This is a genomic window from Vreelandella andesensis, assembly GCF_003989795.1.
GTDB lineage: Bacteria > Pseudomonadota > Gammaproteobacteria > Pseudomonadales > Halomonadaceae > Vreelandella > Vreelandella andesensis.
The window spans coordinates 92,803-106,314 of the sequence record NZ_RZHG01000010.1; the positions used below are offsets into that span (position 1 = coordinate 92,803).

A 13,512-nucleotide genomic window follows, 5' to 3' on the forward strand; every position below is an offset into this window, starting at 1 on the left:
AGTGTTAGTACGCGTGATTTGTATCGACGTTTTAACAATTTGGCGCAAATGTTTTTAACACTTTTTTTTTAAATTTTTCTAGGAGATTATCCGACTCATGGCAGGCTCACCCAACGCATCCAATATGGTTGTCGGGCTGGACATTGGAACGTCCAAAGTCGTCGCAATAGTCGGTCAACCTACCGATGATGGTGGGATCGAGATAGCGGGTATCGGCTCTCATCCATCACGCGGCATGAAGCGCGGTGTCGTCATTAATATCGAGTCAACAGTGCAATCTATTCAGCGCGCTGTTGAAGAAGCGGAATTAATGGCTGGTTGTGAAATTCACTCTGTTTATGTCGGCGTTGCTGGCAGCCATATCAGTTCAATGAATTCAGATGGTGTTGTGGCGATTAAAGAACGAGAAGTGACGCCATCCGACATTGAGCGCGTCATCGACTCTGCCCGCGCACGTGCGGTTTCTGAAGGGCAGCGTGTGCTACACGTATTGCCGCAAGAATTCTCAATTGATGCACAAGGCGGTATCCGTGAACCGTTAGGTATGTCCGGTGTACGATTAGAAGCACAAGTTCACTTGGTGACAGCCGCATTGAACGCTGTTCAAAATATTGAAAAATGCGTACGGCGCTGTGGCCTAGACGTTGACGCTATCATTCTAGAGCAGCTAGCTTCTAGCATGGCGGTGCTCACAGAAGACGAACGTGAACTAGGCGTTTGTATGGTGGATATCGGCGGCGGTACCACCGATATGGCTATCTTCAGTGAAGGGGCCATTCGTCATACTGCAGTTATCCCGATTGCGGGTGACCAAGTAACTAACGATATAGCGATGGCATTGCGTACGCCAACGCAGCATGCCGAAGAAATTAAAGTTAAATACGCTTGCGCTCTTACACAGCTAGCTGCAAGCGATGAAATGATTAAAGTTCCCAGCGTAGGAGATCGTCCGGCACGCGATTTATCGCGACAGGCACTAGCTGAAGTGGTTGAGCCGCGTTACGAGGAACTATTTACGTTGGTGAGAGACGAATTACGCCGTAGTGGCTATGAAGATATGGTAGCTGCTGGTGTTGTGCTCACAGGAGGTACCTCGCGCATGGAAGGGGTTAGCGAACTGGCAGAAGAGATTTTTCATATGCCCGTTCGTATTGCTTGTCCGCAAAATGTCAAAGGTTTGGCTGATGTGGTACGCAATCCAATTTATGCAACAGGTGTGGGTTTACTGCATTATGCATTGCAAGAAGCGCGACATGGGCAAGGCCTAGAAAGCCACGGGGGAGTCGTTGCTGCGCAGAAAGGGCGCAACGAAGTAGCCCGGCGTGATATCAAGGAAGGTCAATCGGCGCTGGTAAGAATCAAAGGCTGGTTTAAAGGAAATTTCTGACAGGGCCGCAAGCGCGGTTCAGGAGACGGGGCTTATGTTCGAATTGGTAGATAACGCACCCTCGAGCAGTGCGGTCATCAAAGTGGTTGGTGTTGGCGGCGGCGGTGGCAACGCGGTTAACCACATGGTCGAAAGTAATATTGAAGGCGTCGAATTTATCTGCGCCAACACCGACGCTCAAGCGCTTAAACGGGTGTCTGCAAAAACAGTCTTACAGCTTGGTAGCGAAATTACTAAAGGGCTCGGAGCAGGTGCCAACCCTGAAGTAGGCCGCCAAGCAGCCATGGAAGATCGTGATCGCATCGCTGAGTTATTAACCGGTGCTGATATGGTCTTCATAACGGCGGGTATGGGTGGCGGTACAGGAACCGGCGGTGCGCCCGTTGTTGCTCAGGTCGCTAAAGAGCTGGGGATCCTCACGGTTGCTGTGGTAACTCGACCCTTTCCTTTTGAAGGGCCTAAGCGCATGCGCGCTGCTGAAGAAGGCATGAAAGAGCTTTCTGAGCATGTGGATTCGCTGATCACCATTCCAAACGAAAAGCTGCTTTCTGTACTAGGAAAAAACGCCACACTTTTAACCGCCTTTAGTGCTGCTAATGACGTGTTATTAGGAGCCGTTCAGGGTATTGCAGAGCTGATTACTAGCCCTGGCATCATCAACGTCGATTTCGCTGATGTGCGTACCGTTATGTCAGAAATGGGCATGGCGATGATGGGTACCGGTGGAGCTACCGGTGAGAATCGTGCTCGCGAAGCGGCAGAAAAAGCCATTCGTAGCCCGCTGCTTGAAGACATTGACTTACACGGTGCTCGCGGTATTTTGGTCAATATTACTGCTGGCCCTGACTTGTCAATTGGCGAGTTCAACGACGTGGGCGCGACTGTTCAAGAGTTTGCTTCTCAAGAAGCAACGATAGTCGTTGGCACCTCAATCGACATGGAAATGTCCGATGAGCTACGTGTGACCGTAGTAGCTGCCGGGCTGGATGGTAATAAAGGGAAAGTTGCCTCGCGTGAGCCTGTGCGTCGGTCTGCTACTGAAGCCTCCTCAGATTACCGCAAGCTGCAACAACCTACAGTCACGCGTCAACAAGCAGCAGCACGTAAAGAAGCACCCGAGGTAGCATCGAAACCTCGTCCTGAAAAGCGTCGAGCACCCGATGCAGATGACTATTTGGACATCCCCGCATTTTTACGCCGCCAGGCAGATTAACTGACGTTATCAGGCTCATTGAAACAGCAGACGAGAGTTTTATTGGTTAAAACGCTTGTTTGCTGTTAAAGTGAACACTGTTTCTTAACTTTCTTTCCCCTAGCGGTACTTGTCGGCACTTCTGCCGGTGACCGCCGTCATTAGAGTTCGACCACTGCCCATGATCAGACAACGCACACTACAAAACGTCATTCGCGCCACCGGAGTGGGTCTGCACTCTGGCAAAAAAGTCCACTTGGCTTTGCGTCCGGCGCCGGCCAATACGGGAATCGTGTTTATCCGGACCGATTTAGAGCCTGTTGTTCACGTGCCTGCTCGTGCTGAATTGGTGGAAGACACCACATTATGCACCGCACTTTCTTACAAGGGCGTGAAAGTCGCCACGGTCGAGCACTTGATGTCGGCATTTGCTGGACTGGGCATTGATAATGCTTATGTTGATGTAAGTGCACCCGAAGTGCCTATCATGGACGGTAGTGCTAGTCCGTTTGTGTTCCTGATTCAGTCGGCAGGTATCTTAGAGCAAGATGCGCCTAAGAAATTTATTCGAATTAAGCGCCGTGTCGCCGTTAGTGATGGTGATAAAGAAGCCGTCTTTTTGCCGCATCAAGGGTTTAAAGTCTCTTTTGCGATTGACTTTGATCACCCCGTATTTGAGCAGCAAAAACAAACCGCGTTGATCGATTTTTCAACGACGTCGTTCGTTAAAGAGGTTTCTCGTGCACGTACTTTCGGATTCATGCGGGATTTGGAATTTTTACGCTCTAATAATCTCGCGCTTGGTGGCAGCTTAGATAACGCCATTGTCGTGGATGATTATCGCATCGTGAATGAAGGTGGTTTGCGTTACGACGATGAGTTCGTTAAGCATAAAGTGTTAGATGCTATAGGTGATTTGTACCAACTCGGTCACAGTTTGATTGGCGAGTTCCAAGGTGTTAAATCAGGCCATTCGCTCAACAATCAGTTGTGTCGTGAGTTATTGGCGCAACCTGATGCCTATGAAATTGTTACATTTGAAGAAGATAAAGCCGTTGCGCCAATCTCTTACTCTGCACCTGCAATGGCATAAGCCGTTCATTGTCAAAGGTTATTTAATGGTACGGGCTATTCAATGGTATGGTTCGTGCACCTGTGAAACTTATGGCCAGCGCGACTTCAACAGTAAGTAATGTAAAACAGTAAGTAATGTAAAAAGCACCGCCATGGCGGTGCTTTTTACGTTCTGACGCTGGCCTTGACGTCTTAATCACCCGTTACCATCTGAATGATTGATTGCGTGAGCTGCCAGGCGCTCCAAGGCGCTTTTAAGGGAAGGGTTGTCGGTATCTTTTGCGCACTCAGCTAGTGTTTTCCCGGCATTTTCAGAGAGGATGCGGGTGTAACGCTTTGGAATTTCAATCGGCCGCACAGGACGAACTTTAAGGGTAAAGCCAGTCACGCTTTCAAATCCTGGCAGCTGGTGCAGTAGGACAAGAAGCCGTGGCTGTTCGTAGCGTAACCACGTTAGCCAACTTGCCTGGCCGCTTATTAGCGTCAATCGTCCATCTCGAAAGCCCCCGACGAAAATATGTTCCCGCATTGCTTCGGGAAGATGGACGCGTAAGTGACGTTGAGCCTGATCGATTAAGCGGGACTGCCGCATAAGCTGTCCCGCGCTGCCAGACTTGGTCAGCAGTTGGGTAATGGGCTGTGCGCGGGATCGCTTAACCTTTATACTCATCAACTTGATTCCTGGAACGTTGCTGGCTGCGATACGCCAACGGTTGTTACAACGTCTAATAGTGTCTTTTAATTGATAGAGCCTAACACGCTCAGGAGCCTGTCCACAGCATGTCATCAACGCCAGATGTTTTGTCTGCTTCGCCGCGGCGGCAACGCCGACACGGCTTAGCGCGTTGGTGGCTGGCAGGCCTCTTAGTGAGCTGTTTATTACCTGCTAGTTTACATCCCTCAGATGCATTTCGTAGTGGTGAGCGCGGCGTAATTATCTGTTTTTGGATGCCAGCGATGCTGCGTGCCCAATCACAATGGATCGCTAAGAAGCGCTGCGCGCTGCGCCACTGGGTGCGAAAACAGGTACGCGTGTATCCTGCTATCTTGCATTGCTCCTGCTGCTTTTTTCATATTCCATATCGTTTGGTTGCCGCTATTGATGTTCTGATTCCTCGGGGCCCGCCAGTTCAGCCGTCTGTTTATTAAATTTAGCTTTACTTGCCTTATATAAAAGGGCGTACCTGAGTGGGGCGCTCGTGAAGATTTGGAACTTTCATGATTAATAATTTGTTACGTAAAGTCGTTGGCTCTAAAAATGATCGCGACGTTAAGCGCATGCAAAAAAGCGTGCTCGGTATTAATGTGTTGGAGCAAGCGCTTGAAGAGTTAAGTGATGCTGATTTGCAGGCAAAAACAGGGCTGTTGCGTCAAAAGTTAGAAGAAGGTGCTTCAGTTGATAATTTATTACCTGAAGCATTTGCTGTCGTGCGCGAGGCCAGTAAGCGGGTAATGCATATGCGCCACTTTGACGTCCAGATGGTCGGTGGTATGACGTTGCATCGTGGCCGTATTGCGGAAATGAAAACCGGGGAGGGTAAAACCCTGGTGGCAACGCTTGCAGTATATTTAAATGCGCTGCCAAGCAAAGGCGTCCATGTTGTCACCGTGAACGACTATCTTGCTCGCCGCGATGCTGAATGGATGCGGCCTTTATATGAATTCCTTGGGTTATCGGTGGGTGTCATTTTTGCTGGCCAAACCGGCGAAGAGAAGCGTCATGCTTATCAGTGCGACATCACTTACGGCACTAACAATGAGTTCGGTTTCGATTATCTGCGCGACAACATGGCATTCTCACTTGAGGATAAAGTACAGCGTGGCCTGTATTACGCCATCGTTGATGAGGTCGACTCCATTTTAATTGATGAGGCCCGTACGCCGTTAATTATCTCGGGCGCAGTGGATGAAAACACGGATTTGTATGGCATTGTGAACCGCCTAGCTCAGCAGTTAGAGCAAGGCGAAGCCTCTGAAGACAGTGATGCACCAGTGACGGGAGATTTCCTGCTCGATGAAAAGCAAAAGCAGGTAGAGCTTACCGAACAGGGGCATAATAAAGTTGAAGAGCTAATGCGTGCTGAAGGATTATTGGGTGACGATGAATCACTCTATGCCGCACAAAACCTAAACTTGCTTCAGCATATGCATTCCGCGCTGCGCGCACGGCACCTTTATCACTTAGACGTTGATTACATCGTGTCTGAGGGGCAGGTGGTTATAGTCGATGAGCATACTGGGCGTTCCATGCCAGGGCGCCGTTGGTCAGAAGGTTTGCACCAAGCGGTTGAAGCGAAAGAGGGAGTGACGGTTCAGCGAGAGAGCCAAACACTGGCATCGACTACTTTCCAGAACTACTTCCGTTTATATGAAAAGCTTGCCGGGATGACCGGTACTGCCGATACCGAAGCCTTCGAATTCAGGCAAATTTATGGCCTTGACGTGGTCGTTATTCCCACAAACCGTCCCCTTTCGCGTAAAGACCTGAATGATTTGGTTTACCTTAGCGCGGAAGAAAAATACGAAGCAATTATTAAAGATGTGAAAGCCGAAACCGAAGCGGGCCGCCCTGTTCTCGTTGGTACCGCGTCGATTGAGACTTCAGAGTACCTCGCTCGACTTATGCGTGAGGCTGGCCTTGCGTTTAATGTGCTGAATGCTAAACAGCACCAGAGCGAAGCTGAAATCATCGCGCAAGCGGGTCGTCCTGGCGCTATTACTATCGCTACGAATATGGCAGGGCGTGGTACCGATATTGTTCTTGGGGGTAACTGGGAGGCCGAAGTGGCTAAGCTGCAAAATCCCAGTCAAGAACAGATAGATGCTCTAAAAGCGGAGTGGCAAAAGCGCCATGATGGAGTTTTAGAAGCGGGTGGTTTGCACGTTGTTGGTTCTGAGCGCCATGAGTCGCGCCGTATAGATAACCAGCTGCGTGGACGGGCGGGTCGGCAAGGCGACCCAGGTTCTACTCGTTTCTTCCTCTCATTAGAAGATAGCCTGATGCGCCTGTTCGGCTCTGATCGAGTGAAACGCCTAATGTTGGCACTCGGGTTAGAGCGTGGCGAAGCGATAGAGCACAAGATGGTGTCTAACGCTGTCGAGCGCGCCCAGAAAAAAGTAGAGGGGCGTAACTTTGACATCCGTAAGCAATTGTTGGAATACGATGATGTCGCCAACGATCAGCGCCGTGTTATCTATGAACAGCGCAATGAGATTCTTTCCGCTGATGAGGTTTCCGATGCCGTTATTGGTATTCGTGAAGAGGTTATGGAAGAGGCCATTAGCGATTTTGTGCCGCCTCAGAGCCTTGCTGAGCAATGGGATCTGCCTGGGTTAGAAGCGCATCTTAAGTCTGAATTCAATCTTGATGCTCCTGTCACACAGTGGGCAGCAGAAGATGAGCGCTTTAGTGAAGAGAAGCTGCGTGAGCGTTTGCAAGCGATGCACCGTGACGCGTATCAAGCCAAAATTGAGGCTGCTGGAGTTGAGTTGATTCGCCGTTTTGAAAAACAGGTAATGCTGCAAGTGTTAGATACCCGCTGGAAAGAGCATCTTCAGTCGATGGATCATTTGCGCCGGGGTATTCATTTACGGGGCTATGCTCAGAAGAATCCTAAGCAAGAGTACAAGCGCGAATCCTTCGAGTTATTTCAGCATTTGTTAACGAATATCAAGGCGGACGTTACGCGTATTTTAAGCCATGTGCAGGTTCGTCAGCCTGAAGAGGTTGATGCCCTAGAGCAGAAGCGCCGTGAAGAGTCAGTGCGTGAACACGCAACGGCGGCAAGTCGCCACGATGATCCTAATGCTCAGCAGAAAGGCGTTTCACAAGAAGCGCCGGGTGCTGACGGTCGCCCGCTGCGTCGTGAAGGGCCAAAAGTAGGGCGCAATGATCCGTGCTCATGTGGGTCGGGTAAAAAATATAAGCAGTGCTGCGGAAAACTAAGCTAATTACGCGTGGCGAAATCGAGTGCAAAGGAGAAAAACATGGCGGTGGGAAATCTTCCTTTTCCGGAATTGCCACCCCTTAACGGGGTGCGCCTTGGCAGTGCTATGGCGGGTATTAAAAAGCCGGATCGCCGTGATGTTGTGGTGATTGAGCTGCCAGACACTGCCACGGTAGCGGGGGTTTTTACTCGGAATGCGTTTTGTGCCGCCCCAGTAATCGTGGCGAAAGCGCACCTTGAGGAGTGTGCAAGCGCTGCACGAGTGCCTCGCTACTGGCTGGTTAATACTGGCAACGCCAATGCAGGAACCGGCGCATCAGGTTTGCAGGATGCTTATGCCAGCTGTGAAGCGCTCGCTGAGCAAATGGGCATTGATAAAAGCCAGATATTACCCTTTTCAACTGGTGTGATCGGCGAGCCGCTCCCTATGGCGCGCTTGCTTGCAGGTATACCGAGTGCACTGGGCTCTCTGACGGATACCAGTCTCGCCTGGCAGCAGGCAGGCGAAGGAATTCTAACGACGGATACCCGAGCCAAAGGTGCAACAGTAACCGTTTCAATTGGTGATCAGCAGGTTACGATTAACGGTATTACCAAGGGTTCCGGCATGATTAAACCCAATATGGCGACCATGTTGGGGTTTGTAGTGACCGATGCAGCGATTGAGCAGTCGTTGTTAGTAAGTTTGTTACGTGAAACGGTGGATCGCTCATTTAACTGCATCACAGTCGATAGCGATACCTCAACCAATGACGCGTGCATGCTGGCGGCGACAGGCACGGGTGTTCGTATTGAAAGCGAAGAGCAGGTGGCAACCTTCCGTAATGCGCTGCAGCGCGTTATGACTGAGCTTGCTCAAGCGATTATTCGCGATGGCGAAGGGGCAACTAAGTTTGTGACGCTTCAGGTGAATCAAGCGACTACTCGTCAGGAAGCACTGGATGTTGCCTTTACCGTTGCTCACTCGCCGTTGGTGAAGACTGCGCTCTACGCTTCTGATGCTAACTGGGGTCGTATCTTAGCTGCCGTTGGGCGAGCGCCGGTTGAGGCCTTCGATGTCGATCAAGTTGTCATTGATTTGGGTGACGTTCGTTTGGTTGAAAATGGCGGCCGCGCCGATAGTTATACAGAGGCGGCGGGTAGTGCTGTTATGGCGCAAGACGAAATCATCATTCGCATTAATTTGGGTCGTGGGGAAGAGAGTGCCACTGTGTGGACCTCGGATCTATCTCACGACTATGTGACTATCAACGCGGATTACCGTAGCTGAAGAGCACTGAAAAGTAGCTGAAAACAGTTGCAGTGACGTGCAAATGCAGCAAGATAGCGTCGCCTTTGATTAGGGCGGCGCGTAAAAAGTGGGTAAAGACGTAATGAGTGTAATGGTAAAACGACGAGTTCATGTCGCGGCGGCTGCAATGATCAGCGCCGATCAAAAGCGGGTCCTGATTGCGCGTCGGCCTTCTAATGTCGATCAAGGCGGCCTTTGGGAGTTTCCCGGTGGCAAGTTGGCGCCTTATGAAACAGGGCTGGAAGGTCTCAAACGCGAGCTTCACGAAGAGCTAGGCGTCGAGATTGTACGTGCCCGGCCACTTATCCGCGTACATCATGAGTATCCTGATAAACACATCCTACTGGATGTTTGGCAAGTACAAGAGTTTGCAGGCGAGCCCTTTGGTCGCGAGGGGCAGGCCGTGCGCTGGGTGCCCATGGAAGAGCTGGCAAATTATCCTTTTCCTGCTGCTAACCTGCCTATTTTGCGTGCAGTGATGTTGCCCACAGACTATTTGATAACCGGCGAAGAAACTGATGAAGCACGCTTCGATAGCTTGTTAGAGAGAGCGTTGCATGAAGACAATGTAAGGCTAGTACAGCTGCGGGCGAAAAATCTTGATGAAGCAGCTTACATTGCCCGCGCTGAGCGTGCCCTGCGACTTTGCCGTCAGTATGAAGCCAAGCTGTTGCTGAACGGAGAGCCTGCGTTGCTTGACGCTATTGATGCTGATGGCATTCATTTAACGAGCGCACGGTTAATGGACCTTGAGCGGCGTCCGATCGCTGAAAATAAATGGCTCTCGGCGTCGACTCATGATCAAAAGCAGCTTTCCCAGGCAGCGGTTTTAGGTTGCGATTTTGTGACGCTGTCGCCGTTGCGTACCACGCCTTCTCATCCAGAGGTAGCACCGTTGGGATGGCATGACTTTCAGCAACTAGTGGAACGTGCTGGCATGCCAGTATTTGCGTTAGGTGGTATGACACGTTTTGATGCTAGCCACGCACGCGCTGTTGGCGCCCAGGGAATAGCCTCTATTCGTGATTTTTGGAAATAAAGCCAATAATCACATGTTAGTGCTTTAAACGCCGCGCCTGCTCCTGATGGGAGCAGGCGCTTTGTTTGTTCACCAATCTCATTTGTTATCAATCGCGATAGCGACGTGTTAAATCACCGTAAGCATCAATACGCCGATCACGTAAATAAGGCCAGATTTGCCGCGTGCTCTCGCTACGCGCCATATCAATGCTAACTACCAGTTGCTGAGTATCTTCTCCTGCATGCGCTAGCAGTTCCCCCTGAGGGCCGCACACAAAGCTTCCCCCCCAAAACGCAATGCCGTCGCCAACGTTGGAGTGGTCAGGTTCAAAGCCGACACGGTTTGCAACCACTACAGGCAGCCCGTTAGCGACGCCATGGGAGCGCTGTATAATTGTCCAAGCATCTTTCTGACGGTTTTTTTCAGCGTCATCATCGTTTGGATCCCAGCCGATAGCCGTGGGATAGAGAAGTAGTTCCGCTCCACTGAGTGCCATTAAGCGAGCCGCTTCTGGGTACCATTGATCCCAGCAAACCAGGACGCCTAGTCGCCCAACAGAGGTGTCAATGGGGGTGAACCCTTGTTTGCGTGAGTCATCGGCATCGCCTGGGGTAAAGTAAAACTTTTCGTAAAAGGCCGGATCATCCGGGATGTGCATTTTTCGATACTGTCCCACACGCCCTTTTGCACGGTCATAAACAACAGCTGTGTTGTGGTAAAGCCCTGCGGCACGCTTCTCAAACAGCGACCCTACCAGCACAATGTCTAATTCTTTAGCAAGTTCTGCTAAGTGTTGGCCAGTTGGGCCGTCTAGCGGTTCAGCCAAGTCAAACAGGGCAGGGTCTTCGTACTGGCAGAAGTAGTGAGTGGCATGCAGCTCCTGAAGCAACACTAATTGTGCCCCTTGGCTAACGGCAGCGCGAATGCCAGCTTCGCTGGCAGCAATGCTGCGTGCTTTGTCTGGCCACGCAGGTTGTTGAACAACACCGACGGTTAAGCTGTTAGACATGATCGCTCCTTAGGATTGGCTATGCTTAGGATTGACTAAGCTCAGGATTGACTAAGCGCAGGGGCAAGGGTGCCGTTCGGTAGCTGCATGGTTAAACAGTGCAGGCTGCCATGCTGGCGAATGACGCTAACACACTCGATTGGAATTAGCGTGTGTTCTGGGAAGGCGACACTCAGCGCTTGCAGTGCGACGATATCGGCGGGGTCGCCGTAAGTCGGTACCAGCACTGCATGATTGATAATCAAAAAATTAGCGTAAGTGGCAGGGAGGCGATGGCCATCTTCCGGATCAAAGCAGGCTTTTGGCCACGGCAAAGCAATTAAGTGATAAGGGTTGCCGTCGCGCTGACGAAATGCGATTAGCTCTTGCTCCATCGCTTTTAATGCAGAGTAATGTGGGTCGGTCGGGTCATCACAGCGGACATAAGCAATGGTAGAAGCGTTGCAAAAGCGTGCGAGCGTATCAACATGGCTGTCGGTATCGTCACCCTCAAGATGCCCGTTCGCGAGCCAAAGAATTCGGTCGACACCAAAATCTGCCGCTAACCGAGCTTCAACATCTGTACGTGAAAGTGTCGGGTTGCGGTTTGGGTTTAACAGGCAGGCTTCGGTAGTTAGCAGCGTGCCTTCTCCGTCAGTTTCAATAGCACCGCCTTCTAGCACCATGCTCCGCGAGGCAATGGGACAGGCCCACACCCCGGCATTGGCCAGCCACTGGGTAAGCCGATTGTCATGGTCGGCGGGATACTTGCCTCCCCAGCCGGTAAACGTGTAATCCAGCATGAGTGGCTGCTGCGTTTCATCCACCACGGTAATAGGCCCATGATCTCTGGCCCAGGTGTCATCCGTAGGAGCGATAACAAGAACTAACTGTTGTTGGGGAATGCCATAGGCCTCAAACGTCGCTGCCAAACGGCGTTGGGTGGTTTCATCAAAAACGCTGATCAACACGCGCTGATAGCGCGTTGTTGCTATCACGATACGTTCAAGCGTTGCCTCAATACGCGATAGTAGTGATGCCCAGTCGCCGTCCGGGCGGGGCCAGGTCAGTTGCAAGCCGTCCTGGGGGTGCCACTCGGGCAATAAGCGGTAAGTTTTATTAGCCAACGTCACTGATGCCCTTAATAGTCGAAAAAAACGTGCCTTAAAGACCTGTCTTAATGACCTGCCCTAAAAACCTGTCTTAAAGACAATGAGAATGGGCGCAATTTAGGGGCTTGTTTACCAACATGCAAGCGTTACTGTGTTTGAGGGAACGGTGAGCAGGCTTGTTACTCTAACGCAGCGTTGTTACATGCACCCATGCTAAAAAAACCGTACCATGGACGCTTATTACTAAGGAAGAATGCCATGCTTGATCGTTTGCCTTTTCTGGTGGGGCTGCGCTACGTGCGCGCTAAACGCCGGAACCACTTTATTTCGTTTATTTCGCTAACTTCAATGTTGGGGTTAATGCTTGGCGTGGCAGTGCTAATCCTAGTGCTGTCGGTGATGAATGGTTTTGATCATGAGCTTCGCACCCGCATCTTGGGGATGGTGCCTCACACTAAAATTGAATCCCAAGAAGGGTTGGTTGAGTGGCAAGCGTTAGCAGAACAGCTCGTTGATCGGGAGCGAGTGATTGGTGCGGCGCCTTATGTTGAACAGCAGGGTATGTTTTCAGCGGGCGGAAGAAATCAAGGCGCCATGGTGAATGGCATCCATCCGGAGTGGGAAGATCAGGTGTCGATTATTGGTGAACACATGCGCGAAGGCCAGCTTTCCGATCTAGTACCTGGTGAGTGGAATGTGGTTCTAGGATCTATGCTGGCTCGTCGCTTGGGCGTGGGGGTGGGTGACCGCGTCACACTACTTGTTCCGGAGGCGTCAATTACGCCCGCTGGGGTTTTCCCAAGGCTAAAACGGTTTACGGTCAGCGGTATTTTTAGTGTCGGCGCTGATTTAGACGCCAATCTGGCTTACGCCAATATTGAAGACATGCAAACCTTAGCGCGCCTCGGCGATGCAGTGGGCGGCTTGCGGCTGGAACTGGATGACCTGTTTGTAGCTGGCAGTGAAACTCAGGCGATTGTCAACGAACTGGGCTTAGGCTACCGGGGCACGGATTGGACTGCTTCCCACGGCAGCCTCTTTCAAGCGATTCAGATGGAAAAGCGCATGATTGCATTGCTGCTTACCGTCATTATTGCTGTTGCTGCGTTTAACATCGTTTCTACGTTAGTGATGGTGGTGACCGATAAGCGAGCGGATATAGCCATTTTACGAACCATAGGCGCTACCCCGCGCTCGATTATGGGAATTTTTATTGTTCAAGGGCTAACCATTGGCCTTATTGGTATTGCGATTGGCGTTGCGGCGGGCGTTCTCTTAGCGCTCACCATCTCAGATGTAATCAGCTGGTTTGAAACGACGTTTGGTATTCAGTTCTTAGATGCCGGTGTTTACTTTATTAGTGATCTACCTTCTCAGCTGCAGTGGGGCGATGTGCGCGATATTGTCATCGCGGCCTTCGGTCTGACCTTCCTCTCGACGCTTTATCCCGCTTGGCGGGCCGCTCGGGTTCAGCCTGCCGACGTACTGCGTTATGAATAA

The 13,512-nt window shown here is 51.0% G+C and carries 10 protein-coding genes; 7 read left to right on the forward strand and 3 right to left on the reverse strand.

Annotated features, from left to right (window positions below; translation table 11 throughout):
* Nucleotides 1-97 precede the first annotated feature (97 nt).
* From ftsA to lpxC, 3 genes are all read left to right on the forward strand, one after another.
* Entirely contained in the window at nucleotides 98-1,387 is a 1,290-nt protein-coding gene (gene ftsA / locus ELY33_RS05560) for a cell division protein FtsA (RefSeq protein WP_126945156.1), read from the forward strand.
* Nucleotides 1,388-1,421: 34 nt separating this feature from the next.
* Nucleotides 1,422-2,600, forward strand: coding sequence for a cell division protein FtsZ (ftsZ, locus tag ELY33_RS05565; RefSeq protein ID WP_126945159.1), 1,179 nt, complete (start codon nucleotides 1,422-1,424; stop codon nucleotides 2,598-2,600).
* A 160-nt stretch (nucleotides 2,601-2,760) separates the two neighbouring features.
* Nucleotides 2,761-3,672: a UDP-3-O-acyl-N-acetylglucosamine deacetylase gene (gene lpxC, locus ELY33_RS05570; RefSeq protein ID WP_126945484.1), complete on the forward strand. Its 912-nt coding sequence runs from the start codon at nucleotides 2,761-2,763 to the stop codon at nucleotides 3,670-3,672.
* Between the two features lie 177 nt (nucleotides 3,673-3,849).
* Here the strand turns inward: lpxC and ELY33_RS05575 are convergent, their stop codons facing one another.
* Nucleotides 3,850-4,323 (reverse strand): DUF721 domain-containing protein, encoded by a 474-nt coding sequence (locus tag ELY33_RS05575; protein WP_126945162.1) that lies wholly within the window; start codon nucleotides 4,321-4,323, stop codon nucleotides 3,850-3,852.
* Nucleotides 4,324-4,871: 548 nt separating this feature from the next.
* Here ELY33_RS05575 and secA point away from each other — a divergent pair.
* From secA to ELY33_RS05595, 3 genes are all read left to right on the forward strand, one after another.
* Nucleotides 4,872-7,604 carry a preprotein translocase subunit SecA gene (gene secA, locus ELY33_RS05585; protein ID WP_126945169.1) on the forward strand — a complete coding sequence of 911 codons (2,733 nt, stop codon included), beginning with the start codon at nucleotides 4,872-4,874 and terminating at the stop codon, nucleotides 7,602-7,604.
* Nucleotides 7,605-7,640: 36 nt separating this feature from the next.
* Nucleotides 7,641-8,870 carry a bifunctional glutamate N-acetyltransferase/amino-acid acetyltransferase ArgJ gene (gene argJ / locus ELY33_RS05590; RefSeq protein ID WP_126945172.1) on the forward strand — a complete coding sequence of 410 codons (1,230 nt, stop codon included), beginning with the start codon at nucleotides 7,641-7,643 and terminating at the stop codon, nucleotides 8,868-8,870.
* Between the two features lie 112 nt (nucleotides 8,871-8,982).
* Nucleotides 8,983-9,930, forward strand: a complete 948-nt coding sequence (locus tag ELY33_RS05595; protein WP_126945175.1) for a Nudix family hydrolase — start codon at nucleotides 8,983-8,985, stop codon at nucleotides 9,928-9,930.
* A gap of 88 nt (nucleotides 9,931-10,018) precedes the next feature.
* Here the strand turns inward: ELY33_RS05595 and ELY33_RS05600 are convergent, their stop codons facing one another.
* A complete protein-coding gene (locus ELY33_RS05600; protein WP_126945178.1) occupies nucleotides 10,019-10,921 on the reverse strand; it encodes a carbon-nitrogen hydrolase in 903 nt (300 codons plus the stop codon).
* A gap of 41 nt (nucleotides 10,922-10,962) precedes the next feature.
* Entirely contained in the window at nucleotides 10,963-12,033 is a 1,071-nt protein-coding gene (locus tag ELY33_RS05605) for an agmatine deiminase family protein (RefSeq protein ID WP_126945181.1), read from the reverse strand.
* A gap of 237 nt (nucleotides 12,034-12,270) precedes the next feature.
* Between ELY33_RS05605 and ELY33_RS05610 the strand changes: the two genes are divergently transcribed.
* Entirely contained in the window at nucleotides 12,271-13,512 is a 1,242-nt protein-coding gene (locus ELY33_RS05610) for a lipoprotein-releasing ABC transporter permease subunit (protein ID WP_126945184.1), read from the forward strand.

Excerpts from the sequence above, each read along its gene's own strand:
- ftsA (WP_126945156.1), top strand. The coding sequence starts at position 98 with ATGGCAGGCTCACCCAACGCATCCAATATGGTTGTCGGGCTGGACATT.
- secA (WP_126945169.1), top strand. The coding sequence starts at position 4,872 with ATGATTAATAATTTGTTACGTAAAGTCGTTGGCTCTAAAAATGATCGC.
- ELY33_RS05595 (WP_126945175.1), top strand. The coding sequence starts at position 8,983 with ATGGTAAAACGACGAGTTCATGTCGCGGCGGCTGCAATGATCAGCGCC.
- lpxC (WP_126945484.1), top strand. The coding sequence starts at position 2,761 with ATGATCAGACAACGCACACTACAAAACGTCATTCGCGCCACCGGAGTG.
- argJ (WP_126945172.1), top strand. The coding sequence starts at position 7,641 with ATGGCGGTGGGAAATCTTCCTTTTCCGGAATTGCCACCCCTTAACGGG.
- ELY33_RS05575 (WP_126945162.1), bottom strand. The coding sequence starts at position 4,323 with ATGAGTATAAAGGTTAAGCGATCCCGCGCACAGCCCATTACCCAACTG.
- ELY33_RS05610 (WP_126945184.1), top strand. The coding sequence starts at position 12,271 with ATGCTTGATCGTTTGCCTTTTCTGGTGGGGCTGCGCTACGTGCGCGCT.
- ftsZ (WP_126945159.1), top strand. The coding sequence starts at position 1,422 with ATGTTCGAATTGGTAGATAACGCACCCTCGAGCAGTGCGGTCATCAAA.
- ELY33_RS05600 (WP_126945178.1), bottom strand. The coding sequence starts at position 10,921 with ATGTCTAACAGCTTAACCGTCGGTGTTGTTCAACAACCTGCGTGGCCA.